20 protein-coding genes are annotated in these 19,867 nt (G+C 60.2%); 15 read left to right on the forward strand and 5 right to left on the reverse strand.

Annotated features, from left to right (window positions below; translation table 11 throughout):
* Positions 1-7 precede the first annotated feature (7 nt).
* From J8Z22_RS01545 to argH, 3 genes are read left to right on the forward strand one after another with little or no spacing between them, the layout of a single operon-like run.
* Positions 8-910: an ornithine carbamoyltransferase gene (locus J8Z22_RS01545; protein WP_028112793.1), complete on the forward strand. Its 903-nt coding sequence runs from the start codon at positions 8-10 to the stop codon at positions 908-910.
* An 11-nt stretch (positions 911-921) separates the two neighbouring features.
* Positions 922-2,130, forward strand: a complete 1,209-nt coding sequence (locus J8Z22_RS01550) for an argininosuccinate synthase (RefSeq protein ID WP_028112794.1) — start codon at positions 922-924, stop codon at positions 2,128-2,130.
* A 1-nt stretch (position 2,131) separates the two neighbouring features.
* Complete coding sequence (argH, locus tag J8Z22_RS01555; RefSeq protein WP_028112795.1) at positions 2,132-4,018, forward strand: argininosuccinate lyase; 1,887 nt, start codon at positions 2,132-2,134, stop codon at positions 4,016-4,018.
* A gap of 57 nt (positions 4,019-4,075) precedes the next feature.
* Here argH and J8Z22_RS01560 read toward each other — a convergent pair whose 3' ends face one another.
* The gene (locus tag J8Z22_RS01560; protein ID WP_252008445.1) at positions 4,076-6,637 is read right to left on the reverse strand and encodes a penicillin-binding protein 1A; all 2,562 of its coding nucleotides are present in this window, start codon (positions 6,635-6,637) and stop codon (positions 4,076-4,078) included.
* A gap of 164 nt (positions 6,638-6,801) precedes the next feature.
* Between J8Z22_RS01560 and pilM the strand changes: the two genes are divergently transcribed.
* The 9 genes from pilM to J8Z22_RS01605 all read left to right on the forward strand — a co-directional run bounded on the left by pilM (position 6,802) and on the right by J8Z22_RS01605 (position 15,491).
* Positions 6,802-7,716 carry a type IV pilus biogenesis protein PilM gene (gene pilM, locus J8Z22_RS01565; protein WP_051252627.1) on the forward strand — a complete coding sequence of 305 codons (915 nt, stop codon included), beginning with the start codon at positions 6,802-6,804 and terminating at the stop codon, positions 7,714-7,716.
* The gene (locus J8Z22_RS01570; protein WP_028112797.1) at positions 7,703-8,272 is read left to right on the forward strand and encodes a PilN domain-containing protein; all 570 of its coding nucleotides are present in this window, start codon (positions 7,703-7,705) and stop codon (positions 8,270-8,272) included. The genes pilM and J8Z22_RS01570 overlap by 14 nt, the downstream gene beginning before the upstream one ends.
* A complete protein-coding gene (locus tag J8Z22_RS01575) occupies positions 8,269-8,853 on the forward strand; it encodes a type 4a pilus biogenesis protein PilO (protein WP_252008447.1) in 585 nt (194 codons plus the stop codon). The genes J8Z22_RS01570 and J8Z22_RS01575 overlap by 4 nt, the downstream gene beginning before the upstream one ends.
* Positions 8,850-9,386: a pilus assembly protein PilP gene (locus J8Z22_RS01580; protein ID WP_028112799.1), complete on the forward strand. Its 537-nt coding sequence runs from the start codon at positions 8,850-8,852 to the stop codon at positions 9,384-9,386. The genes J8Z22_RS01575 and J8Z22_RS01580 overlap by 4 nt, the downstream gene beginning before the upstream one ends.
* Positions 9,386-11,395, forward strand: a complete 2,010-nt coding sequence (locus J8Z22_RS01585) for a type IV pilus secretin PilQ (RefSeq protein ID WP_252008449.1) — start codon at positions 9,386-9,388, stop codon at positions 11,393-11,395. The genes J8Z22_RS01580 and J8Z22_RS01585 overlap by 1 nt, the downstream gene beginning before the upstream one ends.
* A 148-nt stretch (positions 11,396-11,543) precedes the next feature.
* Positions 11,544-12,059, forward strand: coding sequence for a shikimate kinase AroK (aroK, locus tag J8Z22_RS01590; protein WP_028112801.1), 516 nt, complete (start codon positions 11,544-11,546; stop codon positions 12,057-12,059).
* A 20-nt stretch (positions 12,060-12,079) separates the two neighbouring features.
* Positions 12,080-13,162: a 3-dehydroquinate synthase gene (gene aroB / locus J8Z22_RS01595; protein ID WP_028112802.1), complete on the forward strand. Its 1,083-nt coding sequence runs from the start codon at positions 12,080-12,082 to the stop codon at positions 13,160-13,162.
* Positions 13,155-14,630, forward strand: coding sequence for an AAA family ATPase (locus tag J8Z22_RS01600; RefSeq protein ID WP_252008451.1), 1,476 nt, complete (start codon positions 13,155-13,157; stop codon positions 14,628-14,630). Before aroB ends, J8Z22_RS01600 begins: the two co-directional genes overlap by 8 nt.
* A gap of 39 nt (positions 14,631-14,669) precedes the next feature.
* Positions 14,670-15,491 carry a Dam family site-specific DNA-(adenine-N6)-methyltransferase gene (locus J8Z22_RS01605; protein ID WP_252008453.1) on the forward strand — a complete coding sequence of 274 codons (822 nt, stop codon included), beginning with the start codon at positions 14,670-14,672 and terminating at the stop codon, positions 15,489-15,491.
* Between the two features lie 13 nt (positions 15,492-15,504).
* On the opposite strand, the gene J8Z22_RS01610 is transcribed toward J8Z22_RS01605, so the two are convergent.
* The 3 genes from J8Z22_RS01610 to J8Z22_RS01620 form a co-directional block, all read right to left on the reverse strand.
* Positions 15,505-15,684 carry a DUF2970 domain-containing protein gene (locus J8Z22_RS01610; RefSeq protein ID WP_252008455.1) on the reverse strand — a complete coding sequence of 60 codons (180 nt, stop codon included), beginning with the start codon at positions 15,682-15,684 and terminating at the stop codon, positions 15,505-15,507.
* The gene (locus tag J8Z22_RS01615) at positions 15,681-15,932 is read right to left on the reverse strand and encodes a hypothetical protein (RefSeq protein WP_035415768.1); all 252 of its coding nucleotides are present in this window, start codon (positions 15,930-15,932) and stop codon (positions 15,681-15,683) included. The genes J8Z22_RS01610 and J8Z22_RS01615 overlap by 4 nt, the downstream gene beginning before the upstream one ends.
* Positions 15,933-16,050: 118 nt before the next feature.
* Entirely contained in the window at positions 16,051-16,695 is a 645-nt protein-coding gene (locus tag J8Z22_RS01620) for a TorF family putative porin (RefSeq protein ID WP_252008457.1), read from the reverse strand.
* 187 nt (positions 16,696-16,882) lie between these two features.
* On the opposite strand from J8Z22_RS01620, the gene rpe reads away from it, so the two are divergent.
* From rpe to trpS, 3 genes are read left to right on the forward strand one after another with little or no spacing between them, the layout of a single operon-like run.
* Positions 16,883-17,557, forward strand: a complete 675-nt coding sequence (gene rpe / locus J8Z22_RS01625) for a ribulose-phosphate 3-epimerase (protein WP_252008459.1) — start codon at positions 16,883-16,885, stop codon at positions 17,555-17,557.
* A complete protein-coding gene (locus J8Z22_RS01630) occupies positions 17,557-18,255 on the forward strand; it encodes a phosphoglycolate phosphatase (RefSeq protein ID WP_028112805.1) in 699 nt (232 codons plus the stop codon). The genes rpe and J8Z22_RS01630 overlap by 1 nt, the downstream gene beginning before the upstream one ends.
* Positions 18,252-19,253 (forward strand): tryptophan--tRNA ligase, encoded by a 1,002-nt coding sequence (gene trpS / locus J8Z22_RS01635; RefSeq protein ID WP_028112806.1) that lies wholly within the window; start codon positions 18,252-18,254, stop codon positions 19,251-19,253. The genes J8Z22_RS01630 and trpS overlap by 4 nt, the downstream gene beginning before the upstream one ends.
* 52 nt (positions 19,254-19,305) lie before the next feature.
* Here trpS and dolP read toward each other — a convergent pair whose 3' ends face one another.
* Positions 19,306-19,866, reverse strand: coding sequence for a division/outer membrane stress-associated lipid-binding lipoprotein (gene dolP, locus J8Z22_RS01640; RefSeq protein WP_028112807.1), 561 nt, complete (start codon positions 19,864-19,866; stop codon positions 19,306-19,308).
* Position 19,867 lies beyond the last annotated feature (1 nt).

A 19,867-nucleotide genomic window follows, 5' to 3' on the forward strand; every position in this document is an offset into this window, starting at 1 on the left:
TTGAATGATGCAGAACTTGTTGACGTTGAAAGACTGGACGCCGGAACAGATTCTGGCGGTGCTGGATAAAGCCAAAACCCTGAAGGCCGATTACGGCCCTTATCAGGACGCCCTCAAGGGGAAGAGCGTGGCCACCCTGTTTGAAAAGCCATCGCTGCGGACCCGGGTCAGTTTCGATGTGGGCATCAATAAGCTCGGTGGCCATGCGGTCTACCTGGATCAACAGAATGGCGCCCTGGGTAAACGCGAGTCGGTAAAAGACTTCGCCCAGAACCTGTCGCGCTGGTGTGATGCCATCGTGGCACGGGTGTTCGATCATGCCACCCTGGTGGAGCTGGCTGAGCATGCGACGGTGCCGGTGGTCAATTCGCTGTGCGATCTGTACCACCCGTGCCAGGCGATGGCCGACATGCTGACCATCATGGAACACAACCCCAATTGGCAGCAGTCCAAGCTGGCGTACGTCGGCGACGGCAACAACGTCACCCATTCGCTGATGATCATCGCCGCCAAGCTGGGCGTCGACATGGTGGTGGTGTGCCCTGCGGGCCACTTCCCCGATGGCCAGCAGGTACTGGAAGCGCAGGCGTTGGCGACTCAGTCGGGCGCCAGCCTGACCCTCAGCAGTGACGTCGCCGCCCTGGAAGGGGTGGACGTTATCTACGCCGATACCTGGATCTCCATGGGCGATGCCACGCCGATGGAAGAGATCAAAGCCAAGTTCGCCCCTTATCAGGTGAATGCACAGATGATGGCCGCCAGCGGCGCCAGTCATTTCCTGCATTGCCAACCCGCCCACCGCGAGGTGGAAGTGACTTCAGAGGTGATGGACTCGGAGCAGTCGCTGGTCATGGACCAGGCTGAAAACCGGATGCACGCCCAAAACGCAATTCTACTGACTCTGATTTAAAGGACACCCCCATGACAAAGATTAACAAAGTGGTACTGGCTTATTCCGGCGGCCTGGATACTTCCGCCATTATCCCTTACCTGAAAGAGCAGTACGATTGCGAAGTGGTGGCCTTTGTGGCCGATGTTGGCCAGGGCGCCGAGGAGTTGGTGGGCGTTGAGGAGAAAGCGATTGCTTCCGGTGCCTCCAGCTGCCACGTGGTGGATCTGAAGGAGGAGTTCGTCGGTCACTACATCAACCCGATCCTGCAGACCGGCGCCCTGTATGAAGGCACCTATCTGTTGGGTACCGCCATGGCCCGTCCCATTATCGCCAAGGCCCAGGTAGAACTGGCGCTGCAGGTGGGCGCCGACGCGGTGTCCCACGGCTGTACCGGCAAGGGCAACGATCAGGTGCGTTTCGAGTCCACTTATGCCGCCCTGGCGCCGCAGTTGAAGGTGATTGCCCCCTGGCGGGACTGGACCATGAAGTCGCGGACCGACCTGCTCAACTACCTGGCCAGCAAAAACATTCCGACCACCGCTTCGGCGGAAAAGATCTACAGCCGTGATGCCAACTGTTGGCACATCTCCCACGAAGGGGGGGAGCTGGAGGATCCAAACTGTGAGCCGTCCGAACAGGTATGGACCTGGAGCGTGTCGCCAGAGCAGGCGCCGGATGCGGCCGAGTACGTCACCCTGGGCTATGAGCACGGCGTGCTGACTCAGGTTAATGGCGAAGCCGTAACCCCGTTTAACGGCCTGAGCGTGCTCAACGAATTGGGGGCCAAGCATGGGGTCGGTCGCATCGACATCGTCGAGAACCGCCTGGTGGGCATGAAGTCCCGCGGCTGTTACGAAACCCCGGGTGGCACCATCGTCAATGCCGGCCTGCGTGGCCTGGAGACGCTGGTACTGGATAAGTCGGCGTTCAAGTTCCGGGAACAGATTGGGCTGGAGTTCTCCCACGTGCTGTATGACGGTCGCTGGTTTACTCCGGTGTCCAAGGCATTGCTGGCGGCGGCCGCCAGCCTGGCCGAGCCCCTGACCGGCGAGATCGTGGTTAAGCTGTACAAAGGTCAGGCGGTGGTGGTGAAGCGGACCAGCCCCAACAGCCTGTACTCGGAAGCGTTCTCCACCTTTGAAGAGGACGAAGTCTACAACCAGAAGCACGCGGAAGGCTTCATTCGGTTGTTCTCATTGTCGAGCCGGATTGCGGCCCTGCATAAGGAGCAGAACTGATATGGCGTTATGGGGTGGGCGGTTCAGCGGCGCTGCAGACAGTCGCTTTAAGCAGTTTAACGATTCTCTGCCGGTGGACTACCGTCTGCTGCAGCAGGACATCACCGGATCCATCGCCTGGGCCGGTGCCCTGACCCAGGTGGGGGTGCTGGATCAGCTGGAGCACGGCCAATTGGTTCGTGCCCTGCATCAGCTGGCCGAGGAGGTGACCGAAGAGCAGATCCTGGCGTCCGGCGCCGAGGACATCCACAGCTTTGTGGAGCAACAGCTGATCGCCAAGGTCGGTGACCTGGGCAAGAAACTGCACACCGGCCGCTCCCGTAATGATCAGGTGGCCACGGATCTGAAACTCTGGTGTAAAGATCAGGGCCAGATTCTGGTGGAGGCGCTGGTGAAGGCGCAGCAGCAGTTGCTGATCCTGGCCGAACGCGAAGCCCAGACCGTGCTGCCTGGCTACACCCACCTGCAGCGGGCCCAGCCGATCACCTTTGGTCACTGGTGTCTGTGTTATGTGGAGATGCTGGAGCGGGACCTGACCCGGCTTAAAGATGCCCTCAACCGGCTCGACACCTGCCCCCTGGGCAGTGGCGCACTGGCGGGAACCGCCTACCCGGTGGACCGGCTTAAGCTGGCTCAGGAGCTGGGTTTTCGCGGAGCCGTCAGCAACAGCCTGGACGCGGTCTCCGATCGGGATCATGTGATCGAGCTGTGTGGGGTGGCCGCCACCTCGATGATGCACCTGTCGCGGCTGGCGGAAGACATGATCTTCTACAACAGCGGCGAAGCCGGTTTTATCGAGCTGGCGGACGCGGTCACGTCCGGGTCCTCGCTGATGCCGCAGAAGAAAAATCCCGATGCACTGGAATTGATTCGGGGCAAGACCGGCCGGGTCTACGGCTCGCTGATGACCATCATGACCACCATGAAAGCGCTGCCGATGGCCTACAACAAGGACATGCAGGAGGACAAGGAGGGGTTGTTTGACGCCCTCGATACCTGGCTGATGTGCCTGGACATGGCGACGCTGGTGCTGGAAGGGGTGCAGGTCAACAGTCAGCGGACCCTGGCGGCGGCGCAGCAGGGCTACGCCAATGCGACCGAACTGGCGGATTACCTGGTGGCCAAAGGGATTCCGTTCCGGGAAGCCCACCACATTGTCGGTGAGGTGGTGCTCGGCGCCATCGCCCAGGGCAAGCCGCTGGAGGACTTTACCCTGCAGGAGTTGCAGGTGTATAGCTACCGCATCGAGTCGGACGTGTATCAGCACCTGACCATCGATGCTTGCCTGGCCAAGCGGGAAGCCCTGGGGGGCACCTCCATCAAGCAGGTTCAGCATGCGCTGTCACTGCAAAACGACTCGCAGATCGAATCGCCGGCCATCGAAGAGGCGCTGGGAGCCAGTCAGCAGCGACTCAATGCCCACAAGGCCGAGATGCTGATGGTGCGCCCGGCCCGATTGTCGGACGTGGATGCCATTCACACCATCAATGGTCACTGGGCCCTCAAGGGCGAGACCCTGCCGCGCAGTCGCGACGATCTGCTGCGTGACATTCTCGATTTTGCGGTGGCGGAACAGGACGGCGAAGTCGTCGGCTGTGCCTCTCTGTACATCTATGAGACTGGGCTGGCGGAGATGCGTTCCCTGGGGGTAGATCCCAACAACCATGGTCAGGGACAGGGTAAGGCGCTGGTGGATTACATGCTGCAGCGGGCGCGGGAGTTGGAACTGAAACGGGTGATTGTGCTGACCCGAGTACCACAGTTCTTTACCAAGGCGGGCTTCAATCACACCGATAAGGAGACCTTGCCGGAGAAGGTGATGAAGGATTGCGACCTGTGTCCGAGAAAGCATGCCTGTGACGAGATCGCCATGGAGTACTGCTTCTGATTTCGATCCGAGCCATAAAAAACGCCGCTGTTTAGCGGCGTTTTTTATGGTGGCGGGTTAGAACAGCTCTTCGGTTTCCTGTTCGAATACCGGCTGCTCTTGTTGCTGGTTGTCCGCGTACTCGGTCGGCTCGGTGCCGGCGACAAAGAACTCGAACCGAGAGGTGTAATCGTTGCGCCGTGACAGCTTACCGGACGCCAGATCGATGCGGGCGGTGACCACCCCTTCCGGTGGTGTCATCGGTACCGTGGGTACCCCCTTGAGGGCCTGGTTCATAAACTGGTTCCAGGCCGGGCCGGCGGTCTTGGCACCGGACTCGGCGCCGGTGATCTGGTTGCGGGGGCCGTAGTTGTCCCAGGCGGTACGCCCTAACTGGCGGCTGTGGTTATCAAAGCCAACCCAGGAGGTGGCGACGATGCCGGGGCCAAAGCCGCTGAACCAGGTGTCTCTGGATTCGTTGGTGGTACCGGTTTTACCACCGATGTCCCGACGTTTGATCAGCTGAGCCGCCCGCCAGGCGGTGCCGTTCCAGCCGGTGCCCTTGCTCCAGTCGCCGCCGCCCCAGATGACGCTGCTGAGGGTGTCTTTGATCAGGAAGGCCACCTGAGGAGACAAAATTCGCGGCGCCAACTGGCTGGCGGGGATCAGGCATTGGGCCTGAATGTCGACGGCGTACTGCTCAGGTTGCTGTTGCAATGCCTGCTCACACTCGGCACAGGCGATCTTGGGCTGGGCCTGATACAGCACCTGACCGAAGCTGTTCTCGATGCGCTCGATGACGTAGGGATCGACCTTAAAGCCGCCGTTGGTAAAGGTGGCAAATCCTCGGGCCACGTCCATGGGCGTGGCGACGGCACTGCCCAGTGCCAGCGATTCGTTGCGCGGCAGGTCGTTGCGATCAAAGCCAAACTTCTGCAGTTGGGCGATGGCACCATCGATGCCGACATGGCGCAGCGTCCGTACCGCCATGACGTTGACCGACTGACCCAGACCCCGCCGGACCCGGGTGGGACCGGTGTAGACGTCGGGGGAGTTCTTGGGGCGCCAGGCGGTTCCCTGGCTGCGATCCCACTGGTTAATGGGGGCGTTGTTGACCAGAGTCGCCAGGGTATAGCCCTGTTCCAGTGCCGCAGAATAGATAAAGGGTTTAATGTTGGAGCCTAACTGGCGCTTGGCCTGGGTGACCCGGTTGTACTGGCTGTCCTGGAAGTTGTATCCGCCCACCAGGGCCCGCACGGCACCGTCGTCGGGGTTCAGGGCCACCAGGGCACTGCTGACCTGGGGTACCTGCGCCAGCATCAGTCGCTGCGGCTGCTGGCGTACCCAGATGAGATCCCCTTCACTGAGGATATCGCTGGCCTGTTTCGGGGCGGCACCCTGGCGGGTGTCAGAAATAAACTCCCGTCCCCAGTTCATGCCTTCCCAGCTCAGAACCGCGTCGCTGCCGTCGGCCATCATCAGCATCGCTTGTTTGGCTTCGGTGCTCATGACCACGGCCGGCAGCAGATCCTGAATCGGCTTGGTGTCGGCCAGGGTCTGCAGAATGCGGTCGCGCTCCCATGGGGTGCTGGCGCTGGCATCGTTGCGGGCGGTGTCCAGTGAGCCGGTGCTGGCCAGGGCGGTATCGGCCGCCGGCTGCGGTTGCCACAACGAAGCGATGGGGCCACGGTAGCCATGGCGGCGATCGTAGCTGTACAGATTGTCGCGCAGGGCCTGCTGAGCCTGACGTTGGGTGGTGGTTTCGATGGAGGTATACACCTGGTAGCCACCGGTGTAGGCGGCGTCTTCGCCGAAACGCTCCACCATGATGTCACGGGCCATTTCGGCCACGTAAGGGGCATCCAGTTCGATCTCGGCACCGTGGTAGCGAGCAGAAATAGGCTGAACCCGGGTGTCGTCGAACTGTTGTTGCGAGATAAAGCCGACGTCCAGCATGCGTCCGAGCACCACGTTGCGGCGGGTGAAGGCGCGCTGCGGATTGCGAATCGGGTTGGCGGCGGAAGGTGCCTGTGGCAGTCCGGCGATCATCGCCATCTGCGCCAGCGTCAGCTGATCGACGTCTTTGCCGTAATACACCTGGGCGGCGGCGCCAACTCCGTAGGCCCGGTTGCCGAGGAAACTGCGGTTCAGGTACAGCTCCAGGATCTCCTCCTTGGACAGCAGCTGCTCGATCTTCAGGGCCAGAAAAATCTCTTTGACCTTTCGAATGTAGGTTTTTTCACGGCTGAGGAAGAAGTTACGGGCCACCTGCATGGTGATGGTGCTGGCTCCCTGGGCTTTTCGACCTGTGGTGATCAGCACCACCGCCGCCCGAATAACACCGATGGGATCGACCCCTTTATGCTCGAAAAAGCGGGCATCCTCGGTGGCCAGGAAAGCATCGATCAGCGGCTGTGGCACATCCTCATAACGCACCGGGATGCGGCGTTTTTCACCAAACTGGGACAGCAGGGCACCGTCTTTGCTGTAGATGCGCATCGGGGTTTGAAGCTGCACCGTTTTCAGGCTGTCGACGTCCGGCAGGGTCGGCGCAATCCACAGATACAGCGCCGCCAGAGCCCCCAGACCCAATACCCCACAAAGCACCAAAAACAGAAAAATTCGCTTAAACCAGCTCACCAGCCACCTACTCAGGATCAATCACAGCGGACCAGTATACTAAGATGGGCCTGAATGCTCAAAAATCATCAGGCTGAGTTTTGAGCAAGCCGACGCCGGTCTGGCCGGCTTGTGCTACGCTCAAAAGACGCAAACGGAATTGCGGCCGCTCAGGATACAGGTGGATGCTGTCTTTGTTTTCCCGCTCTGCCCCCACTTTCGTTGGGGTCGACATCGGAACCTCCCAAATAAAAGCCGTGGTGTTGGACAACAGCGGCGCGGCCCCCCGCATTGGTCATGCCTGCAGTGTGGCCATCGATCCCAGCGACGGTGCCGACGCCCTGGCGGCGGCCATGAAACGATTGCGACAGCAGTTGCCGGCCGGCAGTGAACGGGGCGCAACGGCGGTCAGTGGTGCCACGGTGATGACCAAGGTGATCACCATGGAGGCCGGCCTCAACGATCTGGAGCTGGAGACTCAGATCGAAATCGAAGCCGACAGCCTGATTCCCTATCCCCTCGACGAAGTGAATCTGGACTTTGAGCGCCTGGATAGCATCGATGGCAACCGGGTCGAGATCCTGCTCAGCGCCTGTCGGCGGGAGGACGTGCATGCCCGGGTGGAGGCGCTGGCGGCGGCGGAGCTGCGCACTGAGGTGGTGGACGTCGAAGCCTACGCGCTGGGGCGGGCCGCCGCCATGATGGTGGTCTCCGAAACGGTGGTGGCCTTGGTGGAGGTCGGCGTCAGCAAGACCTGTGTGGCCATCAACTGCGGTGACCAAACCACGTTTGTGCGTGAGCTGTCACCGGGTTCGAGTGCTCTGGATCCTGACGACAGCGACCCCGATGTGGCGCAGTTGGCCCAGCAGCTGCAGCGTACCTTTCAGATCTACGTTAACGGTGACACCAGCAAGGCCATTGGTCGGGTGTTGATCTGCGGCGCCATGGCGGAATCGTTGCTGGCACCGTTGCAATCCGCCCTGTCCATTCCCTGTTCGTTGGCCGAGCCCAGATCGGTGTCGCTGCCTGAGCCGCTGCCCGCCAGCGCCTACATGGTGGCTTGTGGGCTGGCCCTGAGGGGGAGCGATGGCACACATTAACTTACTGCCGTGGCGAGAGACCCGACGTCAGCAACTGAAACGCCGGTACCTGGGACTGTTGCTGGTGTCAGTGCTGGCGGCGGTGGTGTTGGTGGTGGCGGTAGAGCAGGTGTTGTCGGCGCTGGTGGCGTCTCAGCAGCAGCGCAATCAGTTTTTGCAGCAGCAGATCGGCGAGGTGGAGCGGCGCATCGCCGAGGTGGCCGAGGTACAGCGCCAGTCTGATGCTTTGCATCAGCGGCTGGACCTGATCGTGGATCTGCAGCGTCATCGCAGTGTGCCGGTGCACCTGATGTCGGAGCTGCACCGGGTGGTGGTGCCCGGGGTGTATCTGACCGAACTGATGTTGCAGGGATCGACTCTGCGTCTCAGCGGCTTCTGCGAATCCAACAATCACCTGGCCAACCTGCTGCGCCAGGTGGATGCCTCGCCATGGTTGTTCAATGCCCGAGTACAGGAGATCGTCGCCAGCCGTCAGCAGTCGTTGCGTCAGCACCGTTTTAGCCTGTCGATGTCGCTGTCGGCCCAGCCGCGACCGACCGAGGAGGCGACCCCATGAACCTTGAGCAGTTTAACGAGCTGGATTTTGACAGCATCGGCAGCTGGCCGCCGGTGGCGCGCTGGGCTCTGAACCTGATGCTGGTGATGTTGGTGCTGGCGGCGGGGGGCTACCTGTGGATTGGCGAGCGCTACGGCGAGTTGCAGGCCGGCGTTCGCCAGGAGCGGCAGTTGAAGCAGGAGTACCGGGACAAGTATCAGTTTTCCGCTCACCTGGAGCGTCATCAGCTGGAGTTACAACAGACTCGGCTGGAACTGCATCAACTGTTGAGCATGCTGCCGAGCCGGGATGAGATGCCGGGGCTGTTGGATGACGTCACCTTCCTGGCGACTGAAACCAACCTGTCCATTGTCAGCATCGGCTGGCTGCCGGAGCGCACCGGTGAGCTGTATATCGAACTGCCGCTGAGCATCGAACTGCGAGGTGGCTACGTGGAGTTCGGTCATTTTGTGGCTGGAATGGCGGCGCTGCCACGGATCGTTAGCCTGGATGATTTTTCCGTTACCCGGCAGGAGACACAGCTATCGATGAAAGTGGTGGCCACCACCTACCGGTTGTTGGCGTCGGCGGAGGCACCGTGAGCGGCGGTCGGTGGTGGTTGTGGGCAGGGCTGCTGTTGAGCGGTTGCCAGGGGGATACCGGCGATCTGCAGCGGTATCTGGATCAGGTTCATGCCAATCCGCCCCCGTATCAGGGGCGCCCCCGCAGTCTGCCCCACTTCGAACCGGCTCGTTATGATCCAGGCGCAGGCCGCAGTCCGTTTATGGCTGCCCCCATGGTCACGACGTCGGCGGCTCAGACCGCAGATCGGCCCGGTTGCCTGGGCCCGCCCGCCGGAGTGTCTGGCCATCCGCTGCAGGGTGTGGCGCTGGACAGCCTGGTGATGCGGGGCACCCTCAGTGACCGTCATAATCGCTGGGCGCTGCTGGAAACCGCCGATGGTCTGGTGCACCGGGTTCGAAAAGGGGATTTGGTGGGGATCTTTGCCGGGCGGGTGGTGGCAGTGCACGGCGATCGGGTGGAGTTGGTGGAACGGGTCGAGCAGGGGCTGGGCTGTTACGTCGAACGTCAGGCCAGAATCGTGTTGGTGAGTCAGGACAAGGAGCGACTGTGATGAGAGGGCGGGCATTCTGGGCGGCGGTGCTGATGATGATGGCAACCTCGGTGCAGTCGGCGTCATTGCTGCGGGTAACGGTGGCGGATGAACCGGGCAACCAGTTGCAGCTGGGGTTGGAGTTTGATGGCCCCACCCAGACACCCCAGATTCAGTATCAGGCGCAGTCGCAGCAACTGTGGCTGGACTTTGACGGCGCCGAGTCTGCTCTGCCCGACGGGGTGATCGAGGTGGACGCCCAGGGCGTGCAACAACTGCAGGCACGCAACCGGCCCCAGGGGCTAAGGGTGGCACTTCAATTGACGGCGGCACGTCCGTATCAGGGCCGTTGGCAGGGCGATCGTTACCTGCTGACCTTTGCCGACGCCAATGCCGAGGTGGCGGCGCTGCGCCAGGGCAGTGACAGCGCGGTGGCACTGACACAGGTGCGCGGCATCGAGTTTCAGTCGCCTCAGCCTGGCGTGGGGCTGCTGAGTCTGCATCTGAATCAAGCCCTGGGCGGGGTGCAGGTGATTGAACAGGGGCGGGAGGTACGTTTGCTGTTGCCGGACAGCGAACTTGCCGCTGACCAGTTGCTGGTGATGGACGTGTCGGAGCTGGAGACACCGGTACACAGCTATGAAACCTTCTCCGAGCCGGGGCTGACCTCGGTGTTACTCAGAGTCAGTGAGGCGGTGTCGGTGTCCCAGAGCCGCCAGGGGCAGACGCTGCAGATTCGGGTTGCCGGGCAGCGGTCCGAGACCGTGGCCGACACGGCCGTTTATCGGGGCAAACGACTGTCGATGAATTTTCAGGATGTGCCGGTGCGCACCGTGTTGCAGATCATTGCCGAGCATCAGGGGCTGAACCTGGTAACCAGTGATTCGGTGACTGGCAACGTGACCCTGAGGTTGAACGACGTGCCCTGGGATCAGGCGCTGGCGCTGGTGCTCAAGGTGCGGGGCTTGGCCAGCCGGCTGGATGGCAAGGTGCTGCTGGTGGCGCCCAGGGAGGAGCTGGCGGCGCAGCGGCAAAGCGAGTTGCAGCTGCAGCAGGAGGCTCGGCAGTTGGCTCCGCTGGTGGCCCGCCACTATAAGATCAACTACGCCAAGGCCGATGACATCGCTGCCCTGCTCAAGGGGGATTCCGGCAGCAACCGACTGCTGTCGGAACGGGGATCGGCCACGGTGGATGAGCGCACCAACATCCTGTTGTTGCAGGACACCCGGGCCCAACTGCAGGAGGTCGAGGCACTGATCGAGGTGTTGGATGTGCCGGTAAAGCAGGTGGTGATCGAATCAAGGATGGTCAATGTGCGGGACAACGTCGATTCGGAGCTGGGGATCCGCTGGGGGTTGTCGTCGGGTCAGAGTGATGGCTCGTTTTCCGGCAGCATCGAAGGCAATGACAGCATCCGTCAGGGCGTGGTGCCCGCCATCGGCGATCGCCTCAACGTGAATCTGCCGGCGGTGGCCAACAACGCCTCGACCTTTGCGTTTCAGGTTGCCAATCTGGGGGACGAATTCATTCTGGACCTGGAGTTGTCGGCGCTGGAGGCGGAGGATCGGGGTGAGATCATCGCCAGTCCCAGGTTGACCACCTCCAATCAGTACACCGCCTTTATCGAGCAAGGGGAGGAGATTCCTTACGAGGAAAGCACTTCCAGTGGTGCCACCTCGGTGGCCTTTAAGAAGGCGGTGCTGAGCCTGACGGTGACCCCGAGGATCACCTCCGACAACAAGGTCGTGCTGGATCTGCTGGTGACCCAGGATACGCGAGGACGGGAAAGCTCTAGCGGCGAAGTGGGCATCAATACTCAGAGAATTTCCACCCAGGTGCTGGCAAAAAATGGTGAAACCGTGGTACTCGGTGGTATATTTCAGAAACAGGAGTTAAAAACCGTCACTAAGGTCCCTCTGCTGGGGGATATCCCGTACGCGGGCTGGTTGTTTCGCAATACCCGCAACACGGCGATTAAATCGGAACTGCTGATTTTTGTGACACCTAAGATAATCATTGAGCAGTTTTAGCTCCCTGCCTCAGAGGAAGGGTGAGTCTCTATTGCCTTCACCTAGTCTTCCTTGCGATAATCGACGACCAAATTTATGTCACAGTGGTGTTTTAAAGCCATCTGCTGATGGTCGATTAGTTATAGAATTGAGTAATTAGACGTAGAAAATGGCTGAAAAAAGAAACATTTTCCTGATTGGCCCTATGGGTGCCGGTAAGAGCACCATTGGCCGCCATCTGGCTCAAATGCTGCATTTGGACTTTTACGATTCCGATCACGAGATCGAAGCACGCAGTGGTGCGGACATCGCCTGGGTGTTTGATGTTGAAGGTGAAGAGGGCTTCCGTCAGCGCGAAGCCAAGGTGATCGAAGAGCTGACCGAGAAGCAGGGCATCGTCCTGGCGACCGGTGGCGGCTCCGTCAACAGCAAAGACATCCGCAACCGTTTGTCCGCTCGCGGCATCGTGGTGTACCTGGAAACCACCATCGATAAGCAGGTAGCCCGCACCCAGCGCGACAAGCGTCGCCCGCTGCTGCAGGTGGACGATCCGCGTGAAGTGCTGGAGAACCTGGCCGAAGAGCGTAACCCGCTGTACACCGAAGTGGCTGACGTGGTCGTTCGTACCGACGATCAGAGCGCCAAAGTGGTGGCCAGCCAGATCGTAGAACGCCTCGGCTTCTGATCCCAATAAGAAGAGTGACCATGGAACGGATTCAGGTAGACCTGGGGCAGCGCAGCTACCCCATCATGATTGCCGAATCGGTACTGAAACAGCCGGATCTGTTTCAGCCCTATGTTGCCGGCCGCCGTTTACTTGTGGTCAGCAACGACGTGGTCGCTCCGCTCTACCTGTCGACCCTGACCTCGACCCTGGAACAGGCGGGGGCGACGGTCGAGTCGCTGGTGCTGCCCGATGGCGAGCAGCACAAGAATTTAGACAACCTGAATGCCATCTTCACCCGCCTGCTGGAAGCCAACTTTGGCCGTGATGCAGTGCTGGTTGCCTTAGGTGGCGGCGTCATCGGTGACATGGTCGGCTTTGCTGCTGCCTGTTATCAGCGTGGCGTTTCCTTCATTCAGGTGCCCACCACCCTGCTGTCGCAGGTGGATTCCTCGGTCGGCGGTAAAACCGCCATCAATCATCCGCTGGCGAAAAACATGATCGGGGCCTTCCATCAGCCTCAGGCGGTGTTTATCGATACCCTGTGTCTGGCGACGTTGCCGGCGCGGGAGTTTGCGGCAGGGATGGCCGAAGTCATTAAATACGGCATCATCTGGGATCGGGCGTTTTTCGATTGGTTGGCAGAGCACGCCAATGCCCTGCAGCATCTCGATAGCCAGTTGATTGCCCGTGCCATTGGTCGCTGCTGCGAGATCAAGGCCGAAGTGGTGGCCGAGGATGAGACTGAGCGCGGTGTCCGTGCCTTGTTGAATCTGGGGCATACCTTTGGTCATGCCATCGAGGCCGATCAGGGGTACGGCGTGTGGTTGCACGGTGAAGCCGTGGCCGCAGGCACCGTGATGGCCGCCAGACTGGCTCATCGCCGCCAGCAGATGACCGACGACGAACTGGCTCAGGTGATCGCCATCCATGGCGCCTACAACCTGCCAGTGACGCCACCTCAGGAGATGGATTTGCAACGCTTCCTGGTGCCGATGCAGCGGGATAAGAAAGTGGTCGCCGGATCGCTGCGTTTCGTGTTGCCGGTTCACCTGGGTCAGGCCGAACTGGTTGCCGACGTGTCGCACCAGGAGCTGGCCGACATCGTCAATGCCAATGGCTGAATCGACGCTGCCCTTCTCTTTGCTGCCCAGCCAGCATGTCCTGCTGGAACGGCTGAAATACCTGATTGAATACGGTGACCATGCGATTCTGTTGCATGGCCGTCCCGGTGTGGGCAAGTCGGTGGTGTCGCGGGCACTGCTGGACAAGGCCGAGGGCTTTAATCAGGGCCTGATTCAGTGCCAGCCACAACCGGACCCGGCCCAGTTGCGGGTGGACATCCTGCAGCAACTGTTTACCAATCCGCTGTTTGATCCCCATGAACCGCTGGTAGACAGCTTTGAACGCATTCTGGCGGACAGCCAGCAGCGGCTGTTTGTGGTGATCGACGATGCCCATTACCTGCCTCAGGTGATTTTGGCTGAGCTGCTGGCCATTCTGCTGGGGCAGGAGCAGCGTCACTGGCGCATGACCCTGGTGCTGGTGTCGCAGCCGGTACTGGTGGAGCACCTGCTGGCGGAGTTGCCGTCGGAGTGCCAACAGCACCTGTTGCCGGTGACCATCGAGCCCTTGTCCCTGGCCGAGCAGAAACAGCTGTACCATCAGCTCACCGGCGATCGTCCTTTAGCGCGTTTTATCAGCCAGATGAGCATCGATGCTCAGTTGCAGCAATCCGATGGCAGTGCCGCGGCGGTGGTGGCTCTGGCCGAGGGGTTGTCTACCGGTAAGGCGATCCCGGTCAGTGCGCTGCGGCATCGGAACTGGATTATGGCCATCGCTACGGTCATTTTGATGTTGATGCTGTGGGTGTGGGTGTCGCCGACGCGGCCGGCAGAGATCGAACCCGAGCATGGTGGTCGCTCCGCCAGCGTTAAGTTGGTTGAAGTGGCCCCGGGCCTGCAGGAAAACCACGCTTCGGCAGCGGAGGCTGTGGAGGGGAAGGATGTCCCGGGCAACGCCGAAGCGGCCTCCGAGGTGGCCGAGTCGGCGCAGTTGGGACTGGCAGGCGAATGGCAGGCCATTAACCAACCGGCCGCCCCCCTGCCTCAGCGCAAACGGAAACAGGCCGAGGCAGCGGATCCGCTGCTGGAGTCAGCCCGGGCCGGTTTGCAGGAGCTGGAACAGGAGTTGTCCCGGCCTAAGCCTAAGGTGGAGAGCCAGCCTAAGCCCAAGCCGGCGCCGACAGCAACGGCCAAGCCGGTGCTACCGTTGCCGCAACAGCCGCTGATGGAACGCCCGGCCAGCGGTTATACCCTGCAGTTGGCGGTGTACTCCTACCCGCAACTGGCGCAGCGTTACCTTCGCCGCCTGCCCTCAACCGATGGGCTGGCGGTATACAAGAAGCGTCGCGACCCCCAACCTTGGTTTGTGGTGGTCTACGGCGGTTATGTCGATAAAGCGGCGGCTCAGGCGGCCGTGGCAACCTTGCCACAATCGATTCAGGACAGTAAACCCTACGTGAAACCGGTACGGGATGTGCAGCGGGAGTTGCTTGAGCAACTCGATTTAGCTGCGTTTTTATCTGAGTGACGGTAGAATCACGTCTTTTCCACGGTGATTGGCGAGCGAATGAACATTAAGACGCGGGCATTTTTGAAATGGGCAGGCGGGAAGTACTCTCTCGTCGAAGAGATTGCCCGTCGCCTGCCAGACACCGACAGGCTGGTGGAGCCTTTTGTGGGCGCCGGCTCGGTGTTTCTGAACACCGATTATCCCAGTTACCTGCTGAGTGACATCAATCCGGATCTGATCAACCTGTATCAGACCCTGCAGACCGATTCCGATCACTACATTCAGGAAGCGCGGAAGCTGTTTGTGGCCGAGATGAACCACAAGCCGGCATACTACGACATGCGCACCCGCTTCAATGCCACCAACGATACTTTTGAGCGGGCGGTGATGTTCCTGTACCTGAACCGCCATGGCTACAACGGCCTGTGTCGTTACAATAAGAAGGGCGGTTTCAACGTGCCCTTTGGCTCCTACAAGCGCCCCTATTTTCCCCAGAAAGAGCTGGAGTTCTTCGCCGAAAAAGCCCAGAAAGCCACCTTTATCTGCGCCGACTATCACGCTACCTTTGCCCAGGTGAATGCCGGTGATGCGGTGTACTGTGATCCGCCGTACCTGCCGCTGTCCAACACCGCCAGTTTCACCAGCTACGCCAGTGGTGGCTTCAACCTCGATGCCCAGCAGGCCCTGGCCCGGTGTGCCTATGACGCCGCCGCCAAAGGGGCGACGGTGCTGATCAGCAACCACGATACCCAGCAGGCCAGAGAGATTTACTGCGATGCGGATCGGCACGAGTTTTTGATGGTGAAACGCACCATCAGCCAGAAAGGGGCCGGCCGTAAGAAGGTCAACGAGATTTTTGCCGGCTACGGTCAGGCCTGAGCGGCGGCGTCGCTCAGTCGAGCACCGCAGACACCACGGCCATCAGTCCGAGCACAAACACCACCACCATCACCACCGCGGTGATCATGTAAGGCAGTGGCGACTGTTGACTGAAATCGTGTTGCCGATTGGCTTCGCTCTGAACTCCCAGCAGGGCGGCGAGTACGCTGGCCACCACCCGCAGCGGATTCATCGCTGCTCCATCGGCGAGTTGGCGTTGTCGGTGTCTTTATGAGTGGTGCGGTACAGCAGTTCCAGCAGATCCACATAGTGAAACTGATTCGAGCCGCTGCTGCCGGCCAGCCAGGTACGCCATTTCAGCGATTCGATGCTGGCATGGGCACACTGGTTGTCACAGTGATGCAGGTTCCACAGTACGGCTGCGCCCGTAGGCAGGGACAGGGTCAACACCAGTAGCCAAATTTTCCGTTTTTTCAGCATGGTTGCTCAGTCCTGGAACATGAAAGGTTACACAGTATAACAACCTGGCCACAAATTGAACACCCTTAATCGATCCGGTCGGTGACAGACTCTGTCACCGACCGGTTCATTCGCTGAATCAGTAGCTGAAGGTGACACCGACCACGTAGGTGTCGTCCAACTCCTCGTGGTAGGCGGCGCCGGCATACAGGTCGATGTTGGGGTGCACCACATAGCCGACGGTGGCCATCAGATCGTAGAAGCCGTCGCCTTTGTCCGGTTCGGCGTAGCCGCCGTGGAGGCTGACGTACAGCGGCTCGGTGATGTTGATGTCGTAGTTGACCTCACCGTACCAGGACTCCAGGGTTTGATCGTAGTGCAGGGCGGTACCGATGCCGTACAGATCCAGGCCGACGTGCCATTCGGTGGTGTGGCCACCGACATCGGCGTAGTAGTAGCGGATGGCACCGACATCGACACTGACGTCGTCGTTGATGGCAAAGGTGTAGCCACCGTACCAATCGATTTCGATCTCATCGTCGCCATCCAGATCATAGCTGGAGGCCCAGATTCCGGCATAGAGGCCGCTGTCATGGGCATAATCCACGCCGCCCTGATAGGCCACATCCTCATCGGACAGGGACACACCACGGAAGATGTAGTTGCTCACCAGACTGGCATTTACGCTGATTTCGTGCCCGCCATCCAATTCGACGGCGCAAACACTGGCGGAGGCCATTACCAGAGCGGCAACGGCAGAGGTTTTGAACAGAGTTGTCATCATCCTGACCCTTATTTATCAATTGGCATCAGTGCCATAAAAGCTTGAAAAACGAGTCGGACCTGGGGGGTAGTTATGAAACTAATTACTTTTTATTAACAATGCAAGGGCTTTTTGCCCCTTGGGTCGAATCGGTAATGGGGCTAAAATGAGCGCCAATAGAGTGACTTCAACCCCCCGAGGAAAGCTGATGAGCAAGTTTCTGATCGCTCCGTCCATTTTGTCTGCCGATTTTGCCCGCCTGGGCGAAGAGGTCGAAAAGGTGCTGGCGGATGGCGCCGATGTGGTGCATTTCGATGTGATGGACAACCATTACGTCCCTAACCTGACCATTGGCCCCATGGTGTGCCAGGCCCTGCGTGACTACGGCATTCAGGCTCCCATCGACGTCCATCTGATGGTGAAGCCGGTGGATCGCATCATTCCCGATTTCGCCAAGGCCGGGGCATCGATCATCACTTTCCACCCGGAAGCGTCTGAGCACGTCGACCGCAGCCTGCAGTTGATCAAGAGCCTTGGCTGCCAGGCCGGCCTGGTGTTCAACCCGGCGACGCCGCTGCACTACCTGGATTACGTCATGGACAAGGTGGATGTGATTCTGCTGATGAGCGTCAACCCGGGCTTTGGCGGTCAGTCATTCATTCCGGCCACCCTGGACAAGATTCGCGAAGTGCGTCAGCGTATCGATGCCAGCGGTCGCGACATTCGTCTGGAGATCGATGGCGGCGTGAAGGTCGACAACATCGGTGAGATTGCCGCGGCGGGTGCCGACATGTTTGTGGCCGGTTCCGCCATCTTCGCCAAAGATGACTACAAGGCCGAAATCGACAAAATGCGTGCCGAACTGGCTAAGGTCACCGGCTAATGACGGACTTCTCTGCCATCAAGGGCATAGGCTTCGATCTGGACGGCACCCTGGCGGACAGTGTGCCGGATCTGGCGGTGGCCTGTGATGCAGCCTTAAAACAGTTTAATCTTGGGGGCTGCACCGAGGCGCAAGTGCGCCACTGGGTCGGCAATGGTGCCCGGGTGTTGGTGCAACGGGCGTTGGAGTCGGTGATGACCTCGCCGTCCGAGGCGCTGGTTTCCGAAGCGCTGGCGGCGTTTGAGTGTCATTATCAGGCCACCAATAACCGCGGCAGTCGCCTTTATCCGGGCGTGGCTGACACCCTGGAAGTGCTGGCGCGTCGTGGCTATAAGATGGCGGTGATCACCAACAAGCCGATGCAGTTTGTGCCCGAGCTGCTGGAGTCGCTGGGCATTGCCCACTACTTCAGTCAGTGCCTGGGAGGCGACTCGCTGGCCGAGAAAAAACCGTCGCCGCAACCCCTGCACCATGTGATGGGGCAGTGGCAACTGCCGGCCTCGGCGTTCCTGATGGTGGGAGACAGTCGCAACGACATTCTGGCTGCCGAGGCAGCCGGAGTGGCCAGTGTCGGCCTCAGCTACGGTTACAATTACGGCGAGGACATTCGCCTGAGCCAGCCAACGCTGGCTCTGGATCATTTTGAAACTCTGCTGGCGCACCTGCCAGCGCAAACAGAAGAGAGCACAAGGGTATGACTAAACCTGTCGTTTTGAGCGGCGCCCAGCCGTCCGGCGAACTGACCATCGGCAACTACATGGGGGCGCTGCGTCAGTGGGTCAAACTGCAGGAGAGCCACGATTGCCTGTTCTGTATTGTTGATCAGCACGCCATTACCGTGCGCCAGGATCCCGAGGCACTGCGTAAGGCTTGCCTGGATACCCTGGCCCTGTACCTGGCGGTAGGGATCGATCCGAACAAGAGCACGGTGTTCGTGCAGTCCCATGTGCCGGAGCACGCGCAGTTGGCTTGGGTGCTGAACTGCTACACCCAGATGGGTGAGCTGAACCGCATGACCCAGTTCAAGGACAAGTCTCAGAAGCACGCCAGCAACATCAACGTTGGCCTGTTCAGCTACCCGGCACTGATGGCGGCCGACATCCTGTTGTACCAGGCCGATGAGATTCCGGTGGGCAGCGATCAGAAGCAGCACCTGGAACTGACCCGCGACATCGCCGCTCGGTTCAACAACGTCCATGGTGACATCTTCACCATTCCTGAGCCGTTCATTCCGCCGGTGGGCGCTCGAGTGATGAGCCTGCAGGATCCGACCAAGAAGATGTCCAAGTCCGATGACAACAACAACAACGTCATCGGCTTGCTGGAAGATCCGAAGAAGGTCACTAAGAAGATCAAGCGAGCGGTGACCGACTCCGATGAGCCGCCAGTGGTGCGTTTCGATATCGACAACAAGCCTGGTGTGTCTAACCTGCTGAGTATCCTGTCCGGTGCGACCGGCAAGAGCTTTGAAGAGCTGGAAGCGGAGTTTGAAGGCAAGATGTATGGCCACCTGAAAGGTGCGACTGCCGAGGCGGTCGTGGCCATGTTGGAGCCGTTGCAGGAGCGCTACACCGCCATTCGTAATGACCAGGCCTATCTGGAGCAGGTGATGCGCGATGGCGCCGCCGCCGCTCGGGAACGTGCCGCCAAGACCCTGAAGCAGGTGTATCAGGCCATCGGTTTCCCGGTGCTGTAAGGGTCAGACACAAAAAAGCCGGGCAGCTGCCCGGCTTTTTTTATGCCTGAGATCAGAGGAACTCGAACACCTTGACCACCTTGCGCACTCCGGCGGTATTGCGGGCAATTTCTACCGCTTTCTCGGCTTCCTCCCGGGTCACCAGGCCCAGCAGAAACACCTCGGCGTTTTCGGTGATGACCTTGACCCGGGTGCTGTCGAACTCGTCGGCGGTCAGCATGCGGCTTTTCACCTTGGTGGTGATCCAGCTGTCGTTGCTGATGGTGCTAAAGCCCACCGGGTTGCCGATGCGCACCTGGTTGTGTACCACCCGCACCTCCCGCAGGGGGCGCACCAGTTCAACGGCTTTGCTGCGCAGCATCTCGTTGGGCGCCTGCCCCACCAGCAGTATCGCCTGGTTCATGCTGATGGCGGTGATGTGGGTCTGGTTCTTGATGCCGTCATCGGCGCTCAGGGCGTTGTTGACCTTCACCTCCAGGGTCTGGTCATCAAACTGACTGCCCACACTGCGGCGATCGTTGAGCATCATCGCCCCGCCGACGGTGCCCACGACCACGGCGCCGGCACAGCCATTCAGGATCAGGACGATGAGCGCCATTACCCCCCAGCGCATA

Origin of the sequence: Ferrimonas sp. SCSIO 43195 (genome assembly GCF_023716685.1) — a bacterium.
GTDB lineage: Bacteria > Pseudomonadota > Gammaproteobacteria > Enterobacterales > Shewanellaceae > Ferrimonas > Ferrimonas kyonanensis.